This window comes from Burkholderia sp. D-99, assembly GCF_011605345.1.
In the GTDB taxonomy this organism is placed as follows: domain Bacteria; phylum Pseudomonadota; class Gammaproteobacteria; order Burkholderiales; family Burkholderiaceae; genus Burkholderia.
In genome coordinates, this window is sequence record NZ_JAAOXM010000003.1 from 190,414 (window position 1) to 214,548 (window position 24,135).

Here is a 24,135-nt window from a genome sequence, read left to right on the forward strand (position 1 = left end):
TGACTCGATTCCGTTTCATTTCATTCCCAATGCGCAGATTCCGGATATCCGGGGGCTCGTCGACGAATGGTTTGCGTCTCGGCTGCGCGAGTGTGCTTCCTCTTTCTTGTCGTCGTCAGCCAGATTGGGTTTCGATGGCTTGAGGGATATGCCAAAGGTTGAGTCGTGTCACAAAGGTTCGCAATGTGGGCCCGGGCGCCCGATAGACTCTTGGTGAGAGTAATGGCTGTTTGGAATTAAATCTTCCGGAAAATAATTTCGTAGTGGATTGCGAGGTGAATTATTTAATTCGTATTCCTTTTTATTTAAACAAAATTTGACCAATTGAGCCGGGTCATGAAATTCATGAGTGACCGGGTGAGTAAATCGGGCGGGGAGTGAGCGATGAATAGGGCGTATCGTTCGATCTGGAATGAATCACTGGGAACCTGGGTTGCTGTATCGGAGCTGGCCTCCGCCCGAGGTAAGCCAAAGAAATCAAAAGTGGCTCGGGCCGCCGCCGTGGCGGTATTGGCTTTGGGCGCGCAGGTGCATGATGCTCATGCGCAGTACGCTGCAAATGCTAACTCAGCTACGACACAAGGCGCGGCGATCGCTATCGGTAGCGCCGGGGGGGGAACTGCGTCGGCGGGTCAGCAATGGGCAATCGCGATTGGTGGTTACGCTACTGCCGGCAACACATATTCAGTGGCGCTTGGCGGATATAGTCTTGCTACCGGGAGTTCCGCTACTGCGCTCGGATGGGCGGCCAATGCCACTGGTACAGGCGCTACCGCAGTAGGACAGAGCTCCACTGCTAGCGGTAATACTAGCGTCGCTCTCGGGAGCGGTGCCATTGCTTCTGTCGGCAACGCCGTAGCGATAGGAGCGACGTCGACGGCAAATGTCACGAACTCGGTCGCACTCGGCAACGGTTCGGTGACGACCAGTGCGTTGTCAGCATCGAGTGCGGGTACCACCACGGTCAACCCCACGTCGATTGGCGGCCTGACGTTCGGTAACTTCGCCGGCGCCGGATCGGCAGGCGGTGTCGTCAGTGTCGGCCAACCGGGATCGGAACGCCGCATCCAGAACGTCGCGGCAGGCCTCGTCAGCGCGACCAGCACCGACGCCATCAACGGCAGTCAGCTCTATTCGGTTGCAAGCACCACGACGTCGAGCATCACGAGCCTGTCGACCTCGGCTTCGACCGGCCTGTCGTCGGCTAATAGTTCGATCACGTCGTTGTCGACTTCGACCTCGACTGGCCTCTCGTCGGCGAGCAGCTCGATCACTTCGCTGTCGACCTCGACTTCGACTGGCCTCTCGTCGGCGAATAGTTCGATCTCGTCGTTGTCGACTTCGACCTCGACTGGCCTCTCGTCGGCGACCAGCTCGATCACTTCGCTGTCGACCTCGACTTCGACTGGCCTCTCGTCGGCGAATAGTTCGATCACGTCGTTGTCGACCTCAACCTCGACGGGCCTGTCGTCGGCGACCAGCTCGATCACGTCGTTGTCGACCTCAACCTCGACGGGCCTGTCGTCGGCGACCAGCTCGATCACGTCGCTGTCGACTTCAGCCTCCACGGGGTTGTCGTCTGCTAACAGCTCGATCACGTCGCTGTCGACTTCGACCTCGACGGGTCTTTCGTCGGCGACCAGCTCGATCACGTCGTTGTCGACTTCGACCTCGACGGGCCTTTCGTCGGCTACCAGCTCGATCACGTCGTTGTCGACCTCGACCTCGACCGGTCTGTCGTCGGCGAATAGTTCGATCTCGTCGCTGTCGACTTCGACGTCGACCGGTTTGTCGTCGGCTAACAGCGCGATTTCCTCGTTGTCCACGTCAACTTCTACGGGTATCAGCTCACTGTCGACCGGCCTGAGTTCGACCGATAGCTCGGTGTCGTCGCTGTCGACTTCAGCATCGACGGGTCTGTCGTCGGCCAACAGTTCGATCTCCTCGTTGTCCACGTCGACTTCGACGGGTCTGTCGTCGGCTAACAGTTCGATCTCGTCGCTGTCCACGTCGACCTCGACGGGTCTTTCGTCGGCGACCAGCTCGATCACGTCGTTGTCGACTTCGACCTCGACGGGCCTTTCGTCGGCTACCAGCTCGATCACGTCGCTGTCGACTTCCACATCGACCGGCCTGTCTTCGGCTAACAGTTCGATCACGTCGCTGTCGACTTCGACGTCGACCGGGCTGTCGTCGGCCAACAGTTCGATTTCCTCGCTGTCCACGTCAACTTCTACGGGTATCAGCTCACTGTCGAGCGGCCTGAGCTCGACCGATAGCTCGGTGTCGTCGCTGTCGACTTCGACGTCGACCGGTTTGTCGTCGGCCAACAGCGCGATTTCCTCACTGTCCACGTCGACCTCGACGGGCCTGTCGTCCGCGAACAGCACGATTACGTCGCTGTCGACCTCTACGTCGACCGGCTTGTCGTCTGCGAATAGCTCGATCACGTCCCTTTCGACGTCCACATCGACCGGCCTGTCGTCGGCTAACAGCTCGATCTCCTCGCTGTCCACGTCGACTTCTACGGGGATCAGCTCACTGTCGACCGGCCTGAGCTCGACCGATAGCTCGGTGTCGTCGCTGTCGACTTCGACGTCGACCGGTTTGTCGTCGGCCAACAGCTCGATTTCCTCGTTGTCCACGTCGACTTCGACGGGCATCAGTTCGCTGTCGACCGGCCTGAGCTCGACCGATAGCTCGGTGTCGTCCCTGTCGACTTCGACGTCGACCGGTTTGTCGTCGGCTAACAGTTCGATTTCCTCGCTGTCCACGTCGACTTCGACGGGTTTGTCGTCCGCGAATAGCTCGATCACGTCGCTGTCGACCTCGACCTCGACGGGCCTGTCGTCGGCCAACAGCTCGATCTCCTCGCTGTCGACTTCCACATCGACCGGTTTGTCGTCCGCCAACAGCTCGATTTCTTCGCTGTCCACGTCGACGTCGACGGGCATCAGCTCGTTGTCCACAGGCCTGAGTTCAACCAACAGCGCGATCCTGTCGCTGTCCACCTCGACCTCGACCGGCATCGGCTCGCTGTCCACGGGCTTGAGCGCGACCAACAGTTCGGTGACGTCGCTGTCCACGTCGACTTCGACTGCGATTCAGGCGGCCAAGACACACTATTACAGTGTCAACGACAACGGTACGCCACAGGGCAACTACAACAACGACGGCGCCACCGGGGTCAACTCGCTCGCGGCCGGCATCAATGCGTCGGCGACAGGAAGCAGCGACACCGCGGTGGGCTACGGCGCTACGGCAAGCGGCGGTGCATCGCTTGCGCTGGGCCAGTCTGCCACCGCCAGCGGGGCAGGCAGCATAGCAGCCGGAAGTGGCGCGCAAGCTGTTGGTGCGGGCAGCGTGGCCGTGGGGCAGAGTGCGGGAAGCGGGGCGGCGGCCGGTAACTCGGGCAATACCGCGGTCGGCACGCTTGCCGGCCAGAATGTGACCGGCACGATCAACGCGGCATACGGCTTCAACGCGGGCAACAACGTCTATGGGCAGAACAATAGTGCCCTTGGAGCGGGTGCGGGCGACAGCGTAGGTAGTGCGTCCACAACGGCCAGTTACAACACGGCGGTTGGGACGAGCGCGGGCAACAATGTAACGAGCAATCACAACGTTGCCATCGGGGACAGCAGTGGCTCCAATGTCTCGGGCGGCGACAACAATTTCGCCGCCGGGAGCACGGCAGGAACCAATGTGGTCGGCGCGAACAACGTTGCGCTGGGTTTTCAGGCCGGACAGGGCGTGACCGGCAGCAATAACATCGCCTTCGGCCGAAAGGCGGGTAACGGTACCACTGCGAGCGATACGATTGCCCTGGGCAATTCGGCGTCGGCAACGCAGAGTACCGCGATTGCCTTGGGCCTGAATGCGCAGGCCGGCGCATCGGCTGGCGACGTCGCGCTCGGCGCCGGGTCGGTCACTGCCGCGCCCAATCCGACGCCGAGCGCCGTGATCGGCGGAACGACCTATTCGTTTGCGGGAACGAATCCGCAAAGCGTCGTCAGTGTTGGTGCGTCAGGCGCCGAACGGCAGATCACCAATGTTGCCGCCGGTCGAATCTCCGCATCCAGTACCGACGCGATCAATGGTTCTCAGTTGTATGCAACCAACACCGCGCTCAATTCGTTGTCGACGACGGTTGCGTCGTCATCGAGCGCGATTTCATCGCTGTCGACCGGCTTGAGTACGACCGTCAGTTCGGTGGCATCGTTGTCGACGTCCACGTCGACGGGGCTGTCGTCGGCCAGCAGCTCGATTACGTCGCTGTCGACTTCGACTTCGACCGGTCTGTCGTCGGCGAATAGCTCGATCGATTCGCTGTCCACGTCGACTTCGACCGGTCTGTCATCGGCGAATAGCTCGATCACGTCGCTGTCGACCTCGACCTCGACGGGCCTCTCGTCGGCGAATAGCTCGATCGATTCGCTGTCCACGTCGACTTCGACCGGTCTGTCGTCGGCGAATAGCTCGATCACGTCGCTGTCGACGTCGACCTCGACGGGCCTGTCGTCGGCCAACAGCTCGATCACGTCGCTGTCGACGTCGACTTCGACCGGTCTGTCGTCGGCGAATAGCTCGATCACGTCGCTGTCGACTTCTACGTCGACGGGCCTGTCGTCGGCCAACAGCTCGATCACGTCGCTGTCGACGTCGACTTCGACCGGTCTCTCGTCCGCGAACAGCTTGATCACTTCGCTGTCGACCTCGACCTCGACCGGTCTGTCGTCGGCGAACAGCTCGATCACGTCGCTGTCGACGTCGACTTCGACTGGCCTGTCATCGGCCAACAGCTCGATCACGTCGCTGTCCACCTCGACTTCGACGGGCATCAGCTCGTTGTCGACCGGCCTCAGCTCGACCGATAGCTCGGTGTCGTCGCTGTCGACGTCGACGTCGACTGGATTGTCGTCGGCGAACAGCTCGATCTCGTCACTGTCCACGTCGACTTCGACAGGGATCAGCTCGCTGTCGACCGGTTTAAGCTCGACCAATAGCACGGTGTCATCGCTGTCGACGTCGACGTCGACCGGGTTATCGTCGGCGAACAGCTCGATCTCCTCGCTGTCCACGTCGACCTCGACCGGCATCAACTCGCTGTCCACCGGCCTGAGCGCGACCAACAGCACGATCCTGTCGCTGTCCACCTCGACGTCGACCGGTATCGGCTCTCTGTCCACGGGCCTCAGCTCGACCAACAGTTCGATCACGTCGCTGTCCACATCGACCTCGACCGCGATCGACGCGGCGAAGACGCACTACTTCAGCGTCAACGACGGCGGTACGCAAGCGGGGAACTACGCCAATAACGGCGCGACGGGCGTCAACGCGCTCGCAGTGGGCGTCAACGCGAGCGCGGCGGGCGCGAGCGGCGTCGCGATCGGCGATGGCTCGAACAGCCAGTCGACCGGCGCGGTCGCAATCGGCCAGAACGCATCGGCAACAGGCGGCAAGGCCGTGTCGATCGGCTCCGGCAACACCGCGAGCGGCGACGGCGCGGTCGCGATCGGCGACCCGAGCGTCGCGACGGGCACCGGCGCAGTCGCGATGGGGGCGGACGACACGGCAACCGGCACCGGCGCAGTGGCGCTCGGCAATGCGAACACGGCAACCGGCAACGGCGCGCTCGCACTCGGCAGCTCGAGCCAGGCCACTGCGGACAACACGATCGCACTCGGCAACCAGGCCACGGCCAGCGCCGTCGGCGCGCAGGCCTACGGCTCAGGCGCCACGGCCAGCGCCACCAACGCGCTCGCGTTCGGCTCGAATGCCACCGCGAACGTCGCCAACTCGATCGCGCTCGGCGCGAACTCGATCACCGGAAACGCGGTCGGGGTGTCGAGCGTCACGGTCGGCGGCGTCGCTTACTCGGTCGCCGGCACCAATCCCGTGGGCGTCCTGAGCATCGGTTCGCCGGGCGCGGAACGCCAGATCACGAACGTCGCTGCCGGTCAGGTCTCGGCCACCAGCACGGACGCGATCAATGGCAGCCAGTTGAACGCGACGAACCAGGCGGTCAACAACCTGTCGACATCGACCGCGACGAACGTTGCATCGCTGTCGACGGGTATCAACTCGCTGTCGACGGGCCTGAGCTCGACCAACAGCAACGTGTCTGCGCTGTCCACATCGACGTCGACCGCAATCAACGCGCTGTCGACATCGACGGCGGCCGGCATCGGTTCCCTGTCCACCGGCCTGAGTACGACGAACAACAACGTGGCCTCGCTGTCGACCGGCGTGACGAACATCAACAACCAGTTGAGTCAGCTTTCCACGTTGATGACGACGAACACCACGAACACCGCCGGCGTCGCCGCCGACATGAACGGCACCGGCTCCGACAAGCCGACCGTCACCGCCGGCTCGAACTCGGTGGCGATCGGTGCGAACTCGACGGACGGCGGCCGCCAGAACGTGGTGTCGGTCGGCAGCGACACGCAGCAGCGCCAGATCATCAACGTGGCGCCCGGTACGCAGGGCACCGATGCCGTCAACGTGAACCAGCTCAATGCGGTGCAGTCGACGCTGTCGACGGCGCTGTCAGGCCAGCAGGCGCAGATCAACTCGCTGGGTTCGCAACTGCAGCAGACCGACCAGATGGCGAAGCAGGGTATCGCGGCCGTCGGCGCGATGGCGTCGATCCCGCAGCTCGATTGCGACGCCAACTTCGGGATGGGGGTGGGCACGTCGACCTTCCTCGGCCAGAAGGCGATGGCGGTCAACATGCAGGCGCGCATCACGGACAACCTGAAGGCGTCGATCAACGGCGGCTTCAGCGGCGGCCAGAGGGTGATCGGCGCCGGCATGCTGTATCAGTGGAAGTAGTCGCTGTTCATGCACTGGCCGACGGAAAGCCCGGGCGACAGAAAGCCCGGGTAACAATAAGGCCGTGTCAGCAGGCACTGAAGAATCTGATGTGCGTGCATTGGAGATCGCTTTGGACAATACGGCAATGCATCGCAACTATGATGATCTTGTCGACGACGCGGAGCTTGGGCTGGCCAGGAAAGAGTTCTTCTTTGTTTATCAGCCAAAGCTCCGCCTTGAGACCGGATTGCTGTCCGGGTTCGAGTCATTGATACGCTGGCATCATCCGGAATATGGTGTGTTGATGCCATCGATATTCATTGATCTTGTCGAAGCGTCGTACCTGACGAGCCAGTTCACTGATTACGTCATGACGGAGTCTGCGCGGGTGCTTGCTAGTTGGGCGGCTCTCGGATACGGTGGTTTGTCGCTGTCTGTCAATTTGCCTGCTCGTGAAATCACGCGGCCGGGAGTGGGGAAAAATTTGTCTTTTATTCTCGATTCTTATGCGGTTAGAGCCGAGAATTTTCAAATTGAGCTTACGGAATCAATCGACCCAGGTCCAATCGAGACACTCGCAACGGCCATAACCTCGATCCGGAACATGGGTGTGAGTGTTGCAATCGACGACTTTGGTTCAGGGTGTTGGTCACTGACAAAATTGCATCGCCTGGCAGTAGACACGCTCAAGCTGGATCGATCCTTTATGCGTGATATTCACGAGAGCATCGAATCAAGGGCTATGGTGGAAATGCTCGTTGAACTCGGGCACCGCTTGAAGAAGCGTGTCGTGATCGAAGGCGTCGAAACCGAGGCTCAGTTCGCGTGGTTGAAGGAAATGACGCAGATCGATTGCCAGGGATATTACATATCCGAGCCCATCCGGGAGGAGCAGATAGACGGGCTGATTGAGCAGCATGGCATTCCGTGTTGAACGAGGCGTGGTTGTCGGCGTCTTGCTCGGCGCTGCGGACCGACGACCAGAGGATTTCCACGATGTCTTATCGAGATTGACGGTGTTGCGCCGACATCGCTACGTGCGCGACCGAGTTTGCATCATATATACCCGGCTGCGGGTGTGCTCAATTCATCGACGGCATGTCAGACCGCAACTCGCGAGTGATGCGGTTCAAAATCAAGGGTAAAGCAGTCCCGCGTAAATGCATCAATGTAGTCCATCATCATGTCTGACGCGAGCTCGGCTTCCCGCTCGTCACCATCAGCTACTGCACGCGCGACCCTCGTGTGCTGCAGACTTGCCGACGGCAAATCATTCAACCGTTTGTGATACATGAAGTAAAAGCGCCGGGACAGCGCATGTAACGGTGCGATAGCCTCAGCGGCGAACCGATTTCGCGAACACTGCGCGATAAGCTGATTGGCCGTATATACGCTTCTCAAATAGGCGACAACGTCTTGTGATTCACCTGCCGCGTCGAGTTTTTCAACGACGCTGCGGATCTGCTCGCGCTCCTCGGGCGATGCACGCCGTGCAGCGCGCCGTGCGATAAGCCGCTCGAGTTCACGGCGCGTTTCGAGCACGAGCAACTGATCATGAATGTTCGGGACAGTGATCATGATGCCGTGACGCGGCACGATTTGAAGCAGATGCGAAGCAGCCAATCGTTGTGCGGCCTCGCGAACCGGCGTTCTTCCAGTATTCAGCTTCTCCGCGAGCGATGCCTCCGACCAGACACTGCCGGGCGCAAGCTCCAGCGTCACGATGAGTTCTTCGAGTTTTTGATGAGCCTGTTCGGCAAGGGTGCTACCCGTCAGTCCGTTCATGTGTCCGGTGATCCAGCAAAAAATATTACTAACATATTAGTCCGGTCACCCCCCGTTTTCAACTCGCGGCTAAAAGGGGCCGATGTTTGCGCACGGGTTTACCCGTTTTGACCTCCGGAAAACGCCTCGATATCCTACTGATATGTTAGTAACATTTTAGTGACATATGCACCGGGTGAGTTGGGTTGAAGACAAGGCGGCGCCGTACCAGACGCCGATAGGTCTGCCCAACTTGTTGATCTCTACCGCGGCTGGCATGAGTGCCGTTGATATAGGTGTCAGAGTACCTGGCACTCGTTGTGATGATCTGCCAGCCCGGTGGGTGCGGCTTCATCGGAATCGAATACAACATTCGCGAATTGGTGTTCACCTGCGTGATCGCAGTCGCAGGGCCCCGGGTGAATTGTCGGCAAGCAAAGTCGGCATCGCGCGTGAAATGGGGACGAAAAGATCTGCGATCTGCCCATGGGGAATTTCAATGGGGGCAGGAAGGCTTCCGCGCTCGTTGCCGAGCACGTATTGTTTGAAGTAAAGAACGTCGGATTTATTTTTATCAATATGGGAATGCACGCAGAATTTGCAGGGATCTGCGCGAGCAATGTTGTGTCGGATTGAATTTGTCGGTTGTGGGTCAGGTTGATGTTGATGTTGAAGTTTGAGTGAGGCGGATTTCAATCGCTCGGTGGTTATTAAAAAATATTATATTTGTGTTTGTATGTTCGGGCGATCGATTGGAGTGGTCCGGAAATTAATCGTGTCGATGAAGGCTGGGGGTGTTATGAGTATCTTGCTGGTGGAGGGTGATCCAGGTCAGGCGTCAGCATTTGAAAAGGCGCTGCGGGGGTCAAATTGGGAAATTTCGGTGGCGTGTGATGGTGCGCGAGCCGTTCAGTTTCTGAGAAAGAACGCGGTGGAGCTCGTGGTGCTTGACTGGCGAATCCCGGATGCCAGTGGGCTGAATTTGTTGCATTGGATTCGAGCTAATCTCGGAGACGCACCCGTTGTCTTGTTTCTGGCGGCGAGAACACTTGAGGCAGATATTGCCGCTGCGCTGGATGCCGGGGCCGATGAGTACATAGGTAAGCCATTTCGTGAGATCGAGTTGGTGGCTCGAATCAATGCGCTGCTGCGTCGAAATGGCCGCAATAAAAAGGCCGATAATAGAGTCGAGGTTGGGGCGTATGTTGTGAATCCGCTGATGCGCACGATAACCCTGCACGGTAAAAACATTGATTTGACAGCGAAGGAATTTTGCTTGGCGAGTTGCCTGTTCAATAATCTTGGAAGCGTGGTTTCCCGAGAATCCTTGTCGACGCTGGCATGGGGGCGGGCACTGGATGGCACGTCGCGGAGCCTTGACACACATATCTATCGACTTCGTCAGAAATTGGCGCTTCGTCCGGAAAACGGCTTTCAATTGAGCGCGGTGTATACGCACGGCTATCGGCTCGATATGGTCGACGATTTCTCGATGGCGGGGAATTTCATGGTCCCTGGGCAGGTCGCACGGGGTGCGATGGCTGAACTGCAGGCGCCGCTTCCGCGCTGCTTCAAAAATGCCGCGTGATTCGTCCGGCTAATGCGGGTTATGAGGTGAAAGTGATCCGAGTGGCTCCTTGTGATGGTTTTGACTTGACCTTGCTACAAGATGAATTTGACGGGTGATCTGTCGACGACCGGATCGTTCGGATCTTGCACGGCGCCAGGATTCGGGGCGGGCTGGCGAAGGATCGGTGCGAGCGCCACGATGTTGCGGGGCAGAGGTTTGATCGTGGACGCAGCAAGCTCGGCGAAATGAAGGGGGGCGACGTGCGTCGGCGCGGGACGTTCGAATCGGAGCGCGATCGGTTGGAGGTGCCCGATGTCACGACCCGGTCCGGTGCACGGCTCTCGCACGGCAGCGCATTTTGACCATCTTGCCTACAGGTGGTTTTTGGGGGGGCTTTCTCACGGTTGACCGACCGACGTCGCTCGGGAGGTGACACTCGTCTTTCCGACTACGTCTGGTCGATCGGGCAGTACAAGACTGCCCGTCAAGCGTCGACTGCGGCGTGACAAGGCGACAAACTGCTCCAATCCTCACGCGAGGGCGTCTCGACGGGCCACCTGCGCCTCGATCGGCGTCACATGCTTGCGCCCCATTTGTTCTGACGGGGTTCGCTGGGGATCTACGGGAATCCCCGAGGTGTCGCGGCCGATGCTGCGTAGCCATGGCGACGGACCAAACAGGCAACTTTCGGTATCCTCCTGAATACCGCCGTCGCCGCACGTGTTTTTTCTAAGTCATTGTTTTGGCGCAATATATTTTCACGGATCCGGCCTCTTCCGCGTCGCGTCACGTTCAATCTCGAGCGATCGAAGCTCAGCGCCGGGCGCCCCTCGCCGCCCCGAAAATTCCTCCGGCGCCCCTTCTTGAATTTGTCAAAACCCGTCCATATAATTAGCACTCGCTGCACGAGAGTGCTAACAATTCTCTGCCGGGCGATTTGCCGGGCAGATTCCCTAAGCGTTCTTCAATCTCAGTCAAGAGAGGAGTGAATATGAACCTTCGTCCTTTGCACGATCGCGTGATCGTCAAGCGCCTGGATCAGGAAACCAAGACCGCCTCGGGCATCGTGATCCCCGAAGCCGCTGCTGAAAAGCCGGATCAAGGCGAGATCCTCGCGGTTGGCCCGGGCAAGCGTGACGACAAGGGTGCACTGATCGCGCTCGACGTGAAGGTCGGCGATCGCGTCCTGTTCGGCAAGTACGCAGGCCAGACCGTGAAGGTCGACGGCCAGGAACTGCTGGTCATGCGCGAAGAAGACATCATGGCCGTGGTCAACGCTAACTAAGCGTCCACCGACGGTACATATTCCCAAGAATTCAAGGAGTTAGAAGATGGCAGCTAAAGACGTCGTATTCGGCGATTCCGCCCGTTCGAAGATGGTCGAAGGCGTGAACATTCTCGCCAACGCAGTCAAGGTCACGCTGGGTCCGAAGGGCCGCAACGTGGTGCTCGAGCGCAGCTTCGGCGGCCCGACGGTCACCAAGGACGGTGTGTCGGTCGCGAAGGAAATCGAGCTGAAGGACAAGCTCCAGAACATGGGCGCGCAAATGGTCAAGGAAGTTGCTTCCAAGACCAGCGACAACGCAGGCGACGGCACGACGACGGCAACCGTCCTCGCGCAATCGATCGTTCGCGAAGGCATGAAGTACGTCGCATCGGGCATGAACCCGATGGACCTGAAGCGCGGCATCGACAAGGCAGTCGCGGCGGCTGTCGAAGAGCTGAAGAAGATCAGCAAGCCGTGCACGACGAACAAGGAAATCGCACAGGTCGGCTCGATCTCGGCGAACAGCGATTCGTCGATCGGCGATCGCATTGCTGAAGCGATGGACAAGGTCGGCAAGGAAGGCGTCATCACCGTCGAAGACGGCAAGTCGCTGGCTGACGAACTCGACGTCGTCGAAGGCATGCAATTCGACCGCGGCTACCTGTCGCCGTACTTCATCAACAACCCGGACAAGCAAGTCGCCGTCCTCGACAACCCGTTCGTGCTGCTGCACGACAAGAAGGTGTCGAACATCCGTGACCTGCTGCCGGTACTCGAGCAAGTCGCGAAGGCTGGCCGTCCGCTGCTGATCATCGCTGAAGACGTCGAAGGCGAAGCGCTCGCTACGCTGGTCGTCAACAACATCCGTGGCATCCTGAAGACCGTCGCGGTCAAGGCACCGGGCTTCGGCGATCGTCGCAAGGCGATGCTGGAAGACATCGCGATCCTGACCGGCGGTCAAGTCGTCGCGGAAGAAACCGGCCTGACGCTCGAGAAGGCAACGCTGGCAGAACTGGGCCAGGCGAAGCGCATCGAAGTGGGCAAGGAAAACACGACGATCATCGACGGCGCAGGCGAAGCCGTGAACATCGAAGCACGCGTGAAGCAAGTGCGCGCGCAAATCGAAGAGGCGACGTCGGACTACGACCGTGAAAAGCTGCAAGAGCGCGTGGCCAAGCTGGCCGGCGGCGTGGCAGTGATCAAGGTCGGTGCTGCGACCGAAGTCGAAATGAAGGAAAAGAAGGCACGTGTCGAAGACGCACTGCACGCAACGCGCGCAGCTGTGGAAGAAGGCATCGTGGCCGGCGGCGGCGTTGCGCTGATCCGCGCTCGCACCGCGATCGCGGGCCTGACGGGCATCAACGCCGACCAGAACGCCGGCATCAAGATCGTGCTGCGCGCAATGGAAGAGCCGCTGCGTCAGATCGTCACGAACGGCGGCGAAGAAGCGAGCGTCGTGGTGGCGGCAGTTGCTGCAGGCAAGGGCAACTACGGCTACAACGCAGCGACGGGCGAGTACGTCGACATGGTCGAAGCCGGCGTCGTCGACCCGACCAAGGTCACGCGCACCGCACTGCAGAACGCAGCTTCGGTTGCAGGCCTGCTGCTGACGACGGACGCAGCCGTTGCAGAACTGCCGAAGGAAGATGCACCGATGGCTGGCGGCATGCCGGGCGGCATGGGCGGCATGGGCATGGACATGTAATCGACTTCGGTCGATGGTGTCCGGAGCGCGCAGCGATGCGCGTTCCAGCCAAAAGAAAAGACCCGCAGCGATGCGGGTCTTTTTTTATGCGTGCGCCGGGTGATCGGAATCAGAAGCCCGGCAGGTAGCACGAAGCGTCGTCGTCTTCATCGTGAAGACCGTAACTGCACGCGAATGGGTCGTGCCAGCCGTTGTGGCGGCCATTGTAGAGATAGGCCGTGTTGCCGCTCGATGCCCATGTCAGTGACGCGGTGCCGCTGGAGTAAACGCGCCACCTCGCCGAACTGCCGTCCGGGAACGATACGGTGCCGCTCGAATGGCAGGGCGAGTAGTAATCGTGGACCACAAACTTGCCGTCAATCGGCGCCGCTCTGGAAAAGAACCGCCTCAACTGGTCGACGGTTGGCGTGAATTTTCTGCATGCGTCCCTCGTCGGTGGATCGTCTGGGGCCGACGTCTGGCCGGATTGCTCGACTGTCACGGTGCTTACCCCTCTGGCCTGGCTGATGGCGAACGGGGCGCACAACGCAACGGCGAAGACACATCGCGCTAGATCCATGGCGTCACTCCCACCGCGCCGTACTTGCTTCGGTCGCGTTCTTGCGCCCGACTTCCGGGTGCCGATAGACCTCTCTCATCTCGACTTTCAGCGTCTCGGACAATTCACGAACCAGCCATTTGAGCGATGCATTTTGTTCGGTTGTGACGCTTTCGTAGACCGGTTCTGCAGTTTTTTCGTCAGGATAGTACATGCCGACAAGCTCGATTCCGATTGCGTCCGAGTTGGACGGATAGCGGTCCGGAAACGCTTTCCGGGATTCGTGGCGATGGGATGCGGCGGGGCCAGTCTGATATGCGCGCCGTGCCGCCCGGAGATCTGCGACAGCACACTTGTGTGTGGTGATGCAACGTGACTGCAATTTGCCGACGTGATTGGTGATTCTGTTCAGGGAGGCGGTTTGATAGATCGTTCCATCCTTGTCGATCAGGAAATGGGCGCCGTTCGGTACATGTGCGGTGTTGCCGTAGCTATTGAAGGTACTCGACGCGGTGGCGCCTCCAGTTTGATGGACGACGATTCCATTTACGTGTTCCAGCGGCCCTCGTTCGATGGATGAATATATTTTGAGAATCACGCGTTCGGCATCGACATGACCTTGCTTTGAAATGAAAAGCATGACTACCTCCGATACTCAGGCTGCGTTGCCGGTTTTGATGTCGTATCCCGCAGTGACCGTTCCGCCGTAGCCGCCTTGGGCGCTCTGAGCGACATACTCTTGCTGGATGCGGGCGAATGAGAGTTGGATCTCTTCTCGTGGTCGAGCCATGTTCAAATTGGCAACCGAATGGATTCGCGTGATCAGGACGTCATCCAGCGTGATCTTCAGGTATTCGAGCGGCATGCCGCCGGCCTTGCGCGCTACCAGCACGGCTTTCTCGATGTGATTCCCTTTCAGGCAATGCAGCATGAGGATCGGCGATGCGCGATCGACATAATGCTCGATGGTCAGATCGTTGGCCGTGCACTTGCTGCCGGTGCTGTCTGTACCCGAGCGTGTCGTACATGGCCGGTCGGCCGACCAATCCCACGCCAATATCTCGATCTCGTCTGGATGAGTGGCGTCTCGAGATTCGCCTCTGATGCCGGTCAGTTTCAGGAAAATGTCCTGCGCCATCGCTTACTCCTTTGCATCGGTCACTTTGAATGAAATGAACCCTAGCATTGCGCGTGGCGGCCAATCTATTGGACCAGTTCGATTTTCGGCGAGCCTGGACGTTGAAAAGTACGACGTTAATTCATCGGTCAGCCGAGAATCGATACGAGTCGGGCAGGCGCGAACGCGGATTCGGCAGCGGCGACTGAATGAGCGGGATTGCGCGGGCCTATGGATCGGCTCTCGGGCCACACGGGAAACCGAAGATTGGGAGGCGAGGGGGCGAGTCGACGGTCGTTGTCGATGTGTTGCGTGCGTCAGCGTCGATTCGCCGAGGCGGGACGTGTACTGCCGAGATGACAAGAAGGGCGGCCGGCGTTCGAGCGCTCAAATGCTCAAGCGCCGACGCGCTCCAGGTGACTCAATGCCGGTGCGACGTCCTCGGCACCGGGTCGGCCTTCACTGCCGGCGGCGTGTCCGAGTCCTCGTTGCTGCGCGCCCAGAAGAACCGGTCGGGCAGGTACGCGCCCATGCCGGGCCGAAATGCGTCACGCACGGCCTGGTACAGATATTCCTGCGCCTCACGAACCGCTTCGGGCGGCTCCTGGCCGTTCGCGAGCAGTGCCGCGATGGCCGCGCCCAGCGTATCGGTGATGCCCATCAGCCGATGCGGCGAGCGATCCCACATATCTTCACGGAGCTGACCTTCCTCGCCGTACAGCGTGTTGACGAGCCGGTGCGAGCCCGCCTCGGACGACAGGATGTACTCGCAGCCCTGCGACAGCAGGTGCGACACGGCTGCGTCGAGATTCGGCGCCTCGGCGTCGCCGTCCGGCTGCGCGAGTGCGATCAGCGTTGCGTAGTCGGCGACCAGCAGCGTGGTTTGCGGCGCGAGCAGGTCGGCGATCGATTCGCGCAGGTCGTCGGCTGCAAGCACGTGTTCGTCGTCGAGCGTGAAGTCCGGCGCGAGCACGAGCGGCACGCCGTCGTAGTCGGCGACGACCTCGGCGATCGCGCTCACGACTTCCGCGCGCGTTGCCGCGCCGATCTTGAATGCCGCAACCGGCATGTCTTCGAGCAGCATGCGCGCCTGGGCGGCGACCACGTCGGGATCGAGGCCGGTCACTTCGTCGCAGGCGGCCGAGTCGCGCACGGTGTAGCCCGTCAGGACGGACACGCCGTGACAGCCCATGCTCGCCAGGGTCATCAGATCGGCTTGGAGGCCGGAGCCGCCGGTGGGATCGGACAGGCCGAAGGTGAGGACGATCGGAGGGGCGTTGCTGGACATGTAAAAATGGGGCAAGAGAAAAACGGAAAAGCGACGGACGTGCGGACGGCGAGGCGAAATGGGCGTTTTCGGCCCTGTGTTGCCCGGCAGGCCGCACTTTTCAGCCATTATGCGGCGGAATCCGGCCCGCACGACGGATTTTTTAGCGCAGCGCAACGTAGTTGCCTTACTCCAGCGCGATTGCTAGGCAGTCCGGCCCCGACACGGTACCATCATGGCTCCCGAATTTACCGACTTTCCCGACGCGGCTTAAGATGGAATACAAGAGCTGGATGTGCCTGATTTGTGGCTGGATTTACGACGAAGAAGCCGGGCTGCCGGAAGAGGGCATTGCCCCGGGCACGCGCTGGGAAGACGTCCCGATCAACTGGACGTGTCCTGAATGCGGCGCCCGCAAGGAAGACTTCGAGATGGTCCAGATCTGACCGGACCCTCGGCCCACGGACACACCGCTCAGGCCTCGCATCGGCCCGACGCTCGCGCGTCGAGGCTTGCGCGAGCGACTTGACGATGACAGGCGCGCGTGTCCATGAGGCCCGAACCGGCGAACGTTCCCTACCCTGACGCACTGCCCAACCCGCGCGGCGGGGCTGTGCGCGCGGCCGACGCATGGCTTGCGGCGGCCGCCGACGCGTTCGAGCGTCGCGACGATGCGGCCGCGCCGCTGTCCGCCGCGGCGGCCGTGCTGGCGGAAGCCGGCTGGCTTCCGGCCGCGCGTTTCGCGGGGCAGTTGTCGGCCGCCGTGCCGCTCGTCGCCGTCGAGCCGACTTCGGCCGGCTGGCGTGCCGCGCTGCGCGATTTCCGTGCAGCCGTCGGCCGCCACAACCTGCGCGAGCTCGCCTGCTCGCCCGTTCTCCTCGGGCATTTCCGTGCGCTGCGTGCACAAAGCGCCGCCGACCTGCGCGCGAGTGCGCCGCTCGACGCGCTCGCGCTCGTCGGCCGGGCGGTGCCGCCGGCCACGCTGCGCGCGCTGCCCGACGCGTTCGCGACCCGGATCCGTGCCCGCTACGAACAGGCGCTGCTTGGCGTACTGCGCGCGGAACGCGGCGCGCCCGATGCGGCACTCGATGAACTCGATGCGATGCTGGCCGCGCTCACCGACGACGATCCTTACGATTTCTGGCGGCTCGCGGCCGCGTGCGTGCGCGCGCTGCGTGCGAGCGGCGCGCCGGAGCTGAAGCGCTTTCTCGCGCGGACGAACCTGCTGCTCGGCGAGCACGCGCAGGGCCGGCGCAGTGCGCCGCCCGAACTCGTGCGCGAGACGGTGGCGCTGCTGTGGCGCGATTTCGCGCTGTTCGGCGCCGCGGCCGAGGATGTCGCGCTCGTCGACGTGCTGCACGACTACGGGCTGACGGTCGACTGGCACGTCGCCGGCACGCCCGCATCCGAAGCGCTGTGGGAGGCCGATGCTGCCCGGGCCGAGCACGAAGCGGTTTCCGCCGCGCCAACCCGCGCGCTCGGCGTCGTGACGGTCAATGCGCATGCCTATGAGGATTTCCTGCAGACGGCCGATGCGTCGATGGCCGACCTCGCGGCCGATCCGGCCGCGGCCGACGCGGGGGCCGCATGGCATGCGTCCGGTGCCGCCTACCGGGTCGGTACGGCCGCGTGCGCGCTCGGGCTCGGTCATGCGGCGCTCCTGGCCGACACGCTGGGCCTGGCGTGGCGGCGTGCGGCGCACGGCCTGCCGCTCGGCGACGGCGGCCTCGATGCGCACGGCCACGCGTCCGACATGCTGCGCGCGGCGTTGCTGAAGATTGCGGCCGGCGTGGCGCCGCCGGACCTCACCGCGGCGTCCGGGGCGCTCGGCGCGGCGCTCGGCCGGGCCTGACGAACGAGGGGGCGAACATGCGGCGGCGGCCCTTGTCGCGCGGGCCTGCAACGCGCTCTCGACAGCGCCCGCGCGCGTGTTAGAGTGCCGTGTGATCCGCGCGCGCCGTTGCCAGCGTGGCGCGGCGTTGCTTGTTGATCGCGGCCCGGTCAGGTCGCGGCGTCTTTGCTAAAATTCAAACCATGTCAAAGCCTTCCGATCGCATCAATCTCACCAACCAGTTCCTGATCGCCATGCCGAACATGGCCGATCCGACGTTTTCGGGAACGGTGGTCTATCTTTGCGATCACAGCGAGCGCGGTGCGCTCGGCCTCGTCATCAATCGTCCTACCGACATCGACCTCGAATCGCTGTTCAACCGCATCGACCTGAAGCTCGACATCGAGCCGCTGCTGCACATTCCCGTGTACTTCGGCGGCCCGGTCCAGACCGAGCGCGGGTTCGTGCTGCACGAGCCGGTGGAGGGCGCGAGCTATAACTCGTCGATGTCCGTCGAGGGCGGGCTGGAGATGACCACGTCGAAGGACGTGCTCGAGGCGGTCGCGACGGGCACCGGCCCGAAACGCTTCCTGCTGACGCTCGGCCATGCGGGCTGGGGGGCAGGGCAGCTCGAGGAAGAAATTTCCCGCAACGGCTGGCTGACCGTGGCCGCCGATCCGCGCATCGTGTTCGACACGCCGGCCGAAGAGCGCTTCGAAGCCGCACTCGGCCTGCTCGGCGTCAGCTCGTCGATGCTGTCCGGCGAAGCAGGGCACGCATGAGTGGCACGAGCGTGCGCGATGCGACACTGCTCGCGTTCGACTACGGCGAAAAACGTATCGGCGTCGCGATCGGCAATGCGCTGACGCGCTCGGCCCGTGCGCTCGTCGTGATCCAGAACCTGAACCGCGAACACCGTTTCAAGGCGGTCGGCGACCTGCTGGCCGAATGGCGGCCGGACGCGCTCGTCGTCGGCCTGCCGATGCATCCGGACGGCACGCCGCATGACATGACTCAGCAGGCGAAGCGCTTCGGCAACCAGCTGAACGGCCGCTTCGGGCTGCCCGTCACGTGGGTCGACGAGCGCTATTCGTCGGTAGAGGCCGAGGCCGGGCTGCGCGAGCGCAACGTGCGTAGCCGTGCACGGGCCGAGATGCTCGATGCCGAGGCCGCGCGCGTCATCCTTCAACAGTATCTCGATCAATTGTCCGACCATGAGCACCATTGACGCCGAGGCGCTTTACCGCGTCCTGCTCGACCAGATTCGCGCCGCGTACGGCACGGCTTTCGCCGAACCGGGCGGCCCGCGGCTCGCCGGCATTCACAGCGGCGGCGCATGGCTGGCCGAGCGCCTCGCGCGCGATCTCGGTGCGCCGGCGTTCGGCGTCGTGAACGTCGCGCTGCACCGCGACGATTACGCGAAAAAGGGGCTGCACAGCCAGGCCAGCCCGACGTCGCTGCCGTTCGAGATCGACGGCGCGCGCATCGTGCTCGTCGACGATGTGCTGTATACCGGGCGCACCGTGCGCGCGGCGCTCAACGAGTTGTTCGACTACGGCCGTCCGGCCGCGGTCGAGCTCGCGGTGCTCGCCGATCGCGGCGGCCGCGAGCTGCCGGTCGCCGCGCGCTTCGCGGGCGGCGCGCTCGACGTGCCGGCCGACGCGACGCTCGTGCTCGCGCGCGACGATGCGCAGTTCACGCTGCGCGTCGAGGCGCACGGCGCCTGAACGACACGCGAACCGTATCCCGGGCCGCTGGTTTGCACCGCGGCCCGTTTGCATAGTTGGAATCACGCATACCATGACCACCGACACCACTGGCCGCACCGGCAATCCCGCTGCGGCCGCGAGCCCCGACCGGTTCCGCTACGGTTTCCTGAAGGGCAACCCGCAGCTCACGAAAAACGGCGAGCTGAAGCACCTGCTGTCGATCGAGGGCCTGCCGCGCTCGATCGTGAACCACATCCTCGATACGGCCGAGCAGTTCGTCAGCGTGACGGACCGTGAAGTGAAGAAGGTGCCGCTGCTGCGCGGCAAGTCCGTGTTCAACCTGTTCTTCGAGAACTCGACGCGCACGCGCACGACCTTCGAGATCGCCGCGACGCGCCTGTCGGCCGACGTGCTGAACCTGAACATCAATGCATCGTCGACGAGCAAGGGCGAGTCGCTGCTCGATACGATCAACAACCTGTCGGCGATGCATGCCGACCTGTTCGTCGTGCGCCACGCGTCGAGCGGCGCGCCGTACCTGATCGCCGAGCACTGCGCACCGCACGTGCACGTGATCAACGCCGGCGACGGCCGCCATGCGCACCCGACGCAGGGCCTGCTCGACATGTACACGATCCGTCACTACAAGCGCGACTTCACGAAGCTGCGCGTGGCGATCGTCGGCGACATCCTGCATTCGCGCGTCGCGCGCTCCGACATCCACGCGCTCACCACGCTCGGCGTGCCGGAAGTGCGTGCGATCGGCCCGCGCACGTTGCTGCCGGGCGGTCTCGAGCAGATGGGCGTGAAGGTGTTCCACAACCTCGACGAAGGGTTGAAGGGCGTCGACGTGATCATCATGCTGCGCCTGCAGAACGAGCGGATGAGCGGCGCGCTGCTGCCGTCCGCGCAGGAATACTTCAAGACCTGGGGCCTGACGCCCGAGCGCCTCGCGCTCGCCGCGCCCGACGCGATCGTGATGCACCCGGGCCCGATGAACCGCGGCGTCGAGATCGATTCGCAGGTCGCCGACGGCCCGCAGTCGGTGATCCTCAACCAGGTCACGTTCGGCATCGCCGTGCGGATGGCGGTGATGGGCATCGTCGCCGGCAACAGCGACTGAGCCCGCTTTCGCGCATCCTTATTCACGCAATCAACGCATTCACAGACAGCGCATGAAGATTCATATCAAAGGCGGCACGCTGATCGACCCGGTCGCCGGCACCGAGCGGCAGGCCGACGTTTTCGTTGCGGCGGGCAAGATCGCCGCGCTCGGCACCGCGCCGGCCGGTTTCAACGCGGAGAAGACGATCGACGCAGCGGGCCAGATCGTCGCGCCCGGCCTCGTCGACCTGTGCGCGCGGCTGCGCGAGCCCGGCTACGAGCACAAGGCGACGCTCGCGTCCGAGATGGCCGCGGCTGTCGCGGGCGGCGTCACGACCCTCGTGTGCCCGCCGGATACCGACCCCGTGCTCGACGAGCCGGGCCTCGTCGAGATGCTCAAGTACCGCGTGCGCAACCTGCACCAGGCGAACGTGCATCCGCTCGGCGCGTTGACGGTCGGCCTCAAGGGTGAGGTGATCACCGAGATGGTCGCGCTGACCGAGTCCGGCTGCGTTGGCTTCACGCATGCCAACGTGCCGGTGCGCGACACGCAGGTGCTGCTGCGCGCGCTGCAGTACGCGAGCACCTACGACTACACCACGTGGCTGCGCCCGCTCGACGCGTTCATCGGCCGCGGCGGCGTCGCCGCGAGCGGCCCGCTCGCGTCGCGGCTCGGGCTGTCGGGCGTACCGGTCGCGGCCGAGACGATCGCGCTGCACACGATCTTCGAGTTGATGCGCGTGACGGGCGCACGCGTGCACCTCGCGCGGCTGTCGTCGGCGGCCGGCCTCGCGCTCGTGCGCGAAGCGAAGGCCGAGGGGCTGCCCGTGACCTGCGACGTCGGCGTGAATCACGTGCACCTGATCGACGTCGACATCGGCTACTTCGATTCGCAGTTCCGGCTCGATCCGCCGCTGCGCAGCGAGCGCGATCGCGAAGCGATTCGCGTGGCGCTCGCCGACGGCACGATCGACGCGATCTGCTCCGACCACACGCCGGTCGACGACGACGAGAAGCTGCTGCCGTTCGGCGAAGCGACGCCGGGCGCGACGGGGCTCGAACTGCTGCTGTCGCTCACGCTGAAGTGGGCGGACGAGACGCGTACGCCGCTTGCGCAGGCACTGCGCCGCATCACGTCCGCGCCGGCCGACGTGCTGAAGCTGCCGGCCGGTCGCCTCGCCGAAGGCGGCGCGGCCGACCTGTGCGTGTTCGACCCGCGCGCGCATTGGCGCGTCGAGCCGCGTGCGCTGAAGAGCCAGGGCCACAACTCGCCGTTCCTCGGCTACGAACTGCCCGCCTGCGTGCGCACGACGCTCGTCGCCGGGCAGATCGCGTTCGAGCGCCCCTGAACCACGCCGGACCTTCGCCATGATTGCCCTTCGCAAGCTGCGTCTCGTCTTTCACCTGTTGCGCGGCATGGCGATCGTCGCGCTGCGTTTTTCGCACGTCACGCCCGCGCGGCGTGCCGAGATGACGCGCCGTTGGTCGCTCAAGCTGCTGCGGATCTGCGGGATGCGCCTCGTCGTCCATAACGACGGCGCGCGGCTCGACGCGAGCGCGCTCGTGGTCGGCAATCACGTGTCCTGGCTCGACATCTACACGATCTACGCGTGGCGGCCGACGCCGTTCGTGTCGAAGGCCGAGGTGCGGCAATGGCCGGTCGTCGGCTGGCTCGCCGAGAAGCTCGACACCGTGTTCCTGCAGCGCGAGAAGCGCACCGAGGCAATGCGGGTCATGCACGAGATGGCCGAGCGCCTGCGCAACGGCGGGCTGATGTGCGTGTTTCCGGAAGGCACGACAACCGACGGGCAGGAACTGCTGCCGTTCCATGCGAACCTGTTCCAGGCCGCGGTATCGGCCGGCTGCGCGGTGCAGCCGATCTGCCTGATGTACGAGGATGCGCAGCGGCGGCAGTCGGTCGCGCCCGCCTACACGGGCGAGCTGGCGCTCGGCAAGTCGCTCGACATGGTGTTGCGTGGCGGCCCGATCGTCGCGCATCTCTACGTGTGCGAGCCGATCGCGCCGGGCGGCGACCGGCGGACGACGTCCGCCGCGGCGCGCGACGCGATCGCGGCCGCGCTCGCGACGCTGCAGGCAAATGTCGACAAGCCGACCGCCGAATCGCTCGCGGAGCTGGCCAGGCATGCGTATCCGGCGACCGAAATCGGCGCCGGTACGGCAGGCGACGGGGCGGCCGACGCGCCCGTGCCGGGGCGCGAGGGCTGACGCGTTTGGGGCCGACGCACCTCCCGGCCCCGCGAATCAGCCTCTCATCACTCTCCGCCCGGCGCGCGGCACGCTTCGCACTGCACCTGCGTGACCGTGCGCTGCGCCGGATCGGCCGTCAGCCGCACGGCTGACAGCTGGTTACCCCATACACATCCCGAATCGAGCGCGATCACGTTATCGCGCAGCATCAGGCCGAGCGCGGCCCAGTGCCCGAACACGACCGTCACGTCCTCCGTGCGGCGCCCCGGTACATCGAACCACGGCAGGTAGCCGGGCGGCGCGCTGTCGGGGCCGCCGTTTGCCTTGAATTCCATCGCACCGTCGGGCGTGCAGAAGCGCACGCGCGTGAATGCGTTGAACGCGACACGCATCCGGTCGCGTTTCTTCAGGTCCGGGCTCCATTGATTCGGCTCGTTGCCGTACAGCTTCTGCAGCGTGTCGCGCCAGTCGGGCGCGCGCAGCGCGCGCTGGAGTTCGTCGGCGAGTTCGAGCACGAGCGCGGCATCCCACTGCGGCAGCACGCCCGCATGCACGAGCAGCATCCCGTTTTCCGCATGGACGAACGGACGATGGCGGACCCAGTCGAGGAGGGCATTGGCGTCGGGTGCGTCGAGGATCTCGCCGATGGTGTCGCCCGGGCGTTCGGTGCGCAGGCCGGCGGAGACCGCGAGCAGGTGGAGGTCGTGATTGCCGAGCACGGCGGTTGCGCGCGGGCCGAGGTCGACGAGCGCACGCAGCGCGGCGAGGGAGTCCGGGCCGCGGTTGACGACGTCGCCGGCGATCCACAGTGGGGTGTCGGCAGGCGCTGAAAGCTTATTGATCAGCGCCTGGAAAGCGGAATGACAGCCCTGGATGTCGCCGATGGCGATGGGGGTATGGGTCATGGGGCGACGTAGGTTACGTGTTGCGGCTGCGCGGGAAAAATAATTCGATTGGCGTTATTTCGCGAAATTTTATTTGCGAAAAAAATCCACAATTCGGAATGAAATTTCATTGGAGGAAGGGTTCGGAGCGCTGTATCAAGTTGTTAGCAGCATGGCTTTTGCCGGTGGCGGCTCCCTATAATTGTGCTTCTTCCCAACAAAATTAGCATTTCATGACTTTGGAGGCCATGTCGACCGGTTAAAATCCGCGGTCTGACGTAGCGGTCACAAGTTACCAGTTACGAGCACTTGTGAATTTGATACGGCGAGCGCCTCAAGGGTGTTCGCCGCG

The 24,135-nt window shown here is 63.0% G+C and carries 19 protein-coding genes; 13 read left to right on the forward strand and 6 right to left on the reverse strand.

The window, feature by feature from the left end; genetic code table 11:
* Positions 1-384 precede the first annotated feature (384 nt).
* A complete protein-coding gene (locus HAV18_RS14820) occupies positions 385-6,837 on the forward strand; it encodes an ESPR-type extended signal peptide-containing protein (protein WP_166957871.1) in 6,453 nt (2,150 codons plus the stop codon).
* Between the two features lie 64 nt (positions 6,838-6,901).
* Positions 6,902-7,753, forward strand: coding sequence for an EAL domain-containing protein (locus HAV18_RS14825; RefSeq protein WP_166957083.1), 852 nt, complete (start codon positions 6,902-6,904; stop codon positions 7,751-7,753).
* Positions 7,754-7,920: 167 nt separating this feature from the next.
* Here HAV18_RS14825 and HAV18_RS14830 read toward each other — a convergent pair whose 3' ends face one another.
* Positions 7,921-8,604 (reverse strand): GntR family transcriptional regulator, encoded by a 684-nt coding sequence (locus HAV18_RS14830; RefSeq protein ID WP_166957085.1) that lies wholly within the window; start codon positions 8,602-8,604, stop codon positions 7,921-7,923.
* Positions 8,605-9,364: 760 nt separating this feature from the next.
* Between HAV18_RS14830 and HAV18_RS14835 the strand changes: the two genes are divergently transcribed.
* From HAV18_RS14835 to groL, 3 genes are all read left to right on the forward strand, one after another.
* Positions 9,365-10,171 (forward strand): response regulator transcription factor, encoded by an 807-nt coding sequence (locus HAV18_RS14835; RefSeq protein WP_243771670.1) that lies wholly within the window; start codon positions 9,365-9,367, stop codon positions 10,169-10,171.
* Positions 10,172-11,144: 973 nt separating this feature from the next.
* Positions 11,145-11,438, forward strand: coding sequence for a co-chaperone GroES (groES, locus tag HAV18_RS14840; protein WP_166957875.1), 294 nt, complete (start codon positions 11,145-11,147; stop codon positions 11,436-11,438).
* A 46-nt stretch (positions 11,439-11,484) separates the two neighbouring features.
* A complete protein-coding gene (groL, locus tag HAV18_RS14845) occupies positions 11,485-13,125 on the forward strand; it encodes a chaperonin GroEL (RefSeq protein WP_128843851.1) in 1,641 nt (546 codons plus the stop codon).
* 109 nt (positions 13,126-13,234) lie between these two features.
* Here groL and HAV18_RS14850 read toward each other — a convergent pair whose 3' ends face one another.
* From HAV18_RS14850 to HAV18_RS14865, 4 genes are all read right to left on the reverse strand, one after another.
* Entirely contained in the window at positions 13,235-13,684 is a 450-nt protein-coding gene (locus HAV18_RS14850; RefSeq protein WP_166957087.1) for a hypothetical protein, read from the reverse strand.
* Between the two features lie 4 nt (positions 13,685-13,688).
* The gene (locus tag HAV18_RS14855) at positions 13,689-14,303 is read right to left on the reverse strand and encodes a peptidoglycan recognition family protein (RefSeq protein WP_166957089.1); all 615 of its coding nucleotides are present in this window, start codon (positions 14,301-14,303) and stop codon (positions 13,689-13,691) included.
* Between the two features lie 15 nt (positions 14,304-14,318).
* Positions 14,319-14,801, reverse strand: coding sequence for a type VI secretion system tube protein Hcp (locus HAV18_RS14860; RefSeq protein WP_166957091.1), 483 nt, complete (start codon positions 14,799-14,801; stop codon positions 14,319-14,321).
* A 400-nt stretch (positions 14,802-15,201) separates the two neighbouring features.
* Positions 15,202-16,068, reverse strand: coding sequence for a hydroxymethylpyrimidine/phosphomethylpyrimidine kinase (locus HAV18_RS14865; protein ID WP_166957093.1), 867 nt, complete (start codon positions 16,066-16,068; stop codon positions 15,202-15,204).
* A gap of 254 nt (positions 16,069-16,322) precedes the next feature.
* Here HAV18_RS14865 and HAV18_RS14870 point away from each other — a divergent pair, with 254 nt between their 5' ends.
* The 8 genes from HAV18_RS14870 (at position 16,323) to HAV18_RS14905 (ending at position 22,917) form a co-directional block, all read left to right on the forward strand.
* Positions 16,323-16,493, forward strand: coding sequence for a rubredoxin (locus tag HAV18_RS14870; protein ID WP_004186709.1), 171 nt, complete (start codon positions 16,323-16,325; stop codon positions 16,491-16,493).
* 104 nt (positions 16,494-16,597) lie between these two features.
* Positions 16,598-17,899, forward strand: coding sequence for a hypothetical protein (locus HAV18_RS14875; RefSeq protein ID WP_166957095.1), 1,302 nt, complete (start codon positions 16,598-16,600; stop codon positions 17,897-17,899).
* A 182-nt stretch (positions 17,900-18,081) separates the two neighbouring features.
* Positions 18,082-18,660, forward strand: a complete 579-nt coding sequence (locus HAV18_RS14880; RefSeq protein WP_011351143.1) for a YqgE/AlgH family protein — start codon at positions 18,082-18,084, stop codon at positions 18,658-18,660.
* Positions 18,657-19,106, forward strand: a complete 450-nt coding sequence (ruvX, locus tag HAV18_RS14885) for a Holliday junction resolvase RuvX (protein WP_166957097.1) — start codon at positions 18,657-18,659, stop codon at positions 19,104-19,106. The genes HAV18_RS14880 and ruvX overlap by 4 nt, the downstream gene beginning before the upstream one ends.
* Positions 19,093-19,605: a bifunctional pyr operon transcriptional regulator/uracil phosphoribosyltransferase PyrR gene (gene pyrR, locus HAV18_RS14890; protein ID WP_011351145.1), complete on the forward strand. Its 513-nt coding sequence runs from the start codon at positions 19,093-19,095 to the stop codon at positions 19,603-19,605. The genes ruvX and pyrR overlap by 14 nt, the downstream gene beginning before the upstream one ends.
* 73 nt (positions 19,606-19,678) lie before the next feature.
* A complete protein-coding gene (locus HAV18_RS14895; protein ID WP_006476735.1) occupies positions 19,679-20,710 on the forward strand; it encodes an aspartate carbamoyltransferase catalytic subunit in 1,032 nt (343 codons plus the stop codon).
* 52 nt (positions 20,711-20,762) lie between these two features.
* On the forward strand, positions 20,763-22,040 hold the full coding sequence (locus HAV18_RS14900; RefSeq protein WP_166957099.1) for a dihydroorotase: 1,278 nt from the start codon (positions 20,763-20,765) through the stop codon (positions 22,038-22,040).
* A gap of 19 nt (positions 22,041-22,059) precedes the next feature.
* Positions 22,060-22,917 carry a 1-acyl-sn-glycerol-3-phosphate acyltransferase gene (locus tag HAV18_RS14905; protein WP_166957101.1) on the forward strand — a complete coding sequence of 286 codons (858 nt, stop codon included), beginning with the start codon at positions 22,060-22,062 and terminating at the stop codon, positions 22,915-22,917.
* A gap of 47 nt (positions 22,918-22,964) precedes the next feature.
* Here HAV18_RS14905 and HAV18_RS14910 read toward each other — a convergent pair whose 3' ends face one another.
* Positions 22,965-23,804 carry a symmetrical bis(5'-nucleosyl)-tetraphosphatase gene (locus HAV18_RS14910; protein WP_166957103.1) on the reverse strand — a complete coding sequence of 280 codons (840 nt, stop codon included), beginning with the start codon at positions 23,802-23,804 and terminating at the stop codon, positions 22,965-22,967.
* Positions 23,805-24,135: the final 331 nt, after the last annotated feature.

Coding starts and splice junctions, on each gene's coding strand:
- HAV18_RS14820 (WP_166957871.1), top strand. CDS start 385: ATGAATAGGGCGTATCGTTCGATCTGGAATGAATCACTGGGAACCTGG.
- HAV18_RS14830 (WP_166957085.1), bottom strand. CDS start 8,604: ATGAACGGACTGACGGGTAGCACCCTTGCCGAACAGGCTCATCAAAAA.
- HAV18_RS14835 (WP_243771670.1), top strand. CDS start 9,365: ATGAAGGCTGGGGGTGTTATGAGTATCTTGCTGGTGGAGGGTGATCCA.
- groES (WP_166957875.1), top strand. CDS start 11,145: ATGAACCTTCGTCCTTTGCACGATCGCGTGATCGTCAAGCGCCTGGAT.
- groL (WP_128843851.1), top strand. CDS start 11,485: ATGGCAGCTAAAGACGTCGTATTCGGCGATTCCGCCCGTTCGAAGATG.
- HAV18_RS14850 (WP_166957087.1), bottom strand. CDS start 13,684: ATGGATCTAGCGCGATGTGTCTTCGCCGTTGCGTTGTGCGCCCCGTTC.
- HAV18_RS14855 (WP_166957089.1), bottom strand. CDS start 14,303: ATGCTTTTCATTTCAAAGCAAGGTCATGTCGATGCCGAACGCGTGATT.
- HAV18_RS14860 (WP_166957091.1), bottom strand. CDS start 14,801: ATGGCGCAGGACATTTTCCTGAAACTGACCGGCATCAGAGGCGAATCT.
- HAV18_RS14865 (WP_166957093.1), bottom strand. CDS start 16,068: ATGTCCAGCAACGCCCCTCCGATCGTCCTCACCTTCGGCCTGTCCGAT.
- HAV18_RS14870 (WP_004186709.1), top strand. CDS start 16,323: ATGGAATACAAGAGCTGGATGTGCCTGATTTGTGGCTGGATTTACGAC.
- HAV18_RS14875 (WP_166957095.1), top strand. CDS start 16,598: ATGAGGCCCGAACCGGCGAACGTTCCCTACCCTGACGCACTGCCCAAC.
- HAV18_RS14880 (WP_011351143.1), top strand. CDS start 18,082: ATGTCAAAGCCTTCCGATCGCATCAATCTCACCAACCAGTTCCTGATC.
- ruvX (WP_166957097.1), top strand. CDS start 18,657: ATGAGTGGCACGAGCGTGCGCGATGCGACACTGCTCGCGTTCGACTAC.
- pyrR (WP_011351145.1), top strand. CDS start 19,093: ATGAGCACCATTGACGCCGAGGCGCTTTACCGCGTCCTGCTCGACCAG.
- HAV18_RS14895 (WP_006476735.1), top strand. CDS start 19,679: ATGACCACCGACACCACTGGCCGCACCGGCAATCCCGCTGCGGCCGCG.
- HAV18_RS14900 (WP_166957099.1), top strand. CDS start 20,763: ATGAAGATTCATATCAAAGGCGGCACGCTGATCGACCCGGTCGCCGGC.
- HAV18_RS14905 (WP_166957101.1), top strand. CDS start 22,060: ATGATTGCCCTTCGCAAGCTGCGTCTCGTCTTTCACCTGTTGCGCGGC.
- HAV18_RS14910 (WP_166957103.1), bottom strand. CDS start 23,804: ATGACCCATACCCCCATCGCCATCGGCGACATCCAGGGCTGTCATTCC.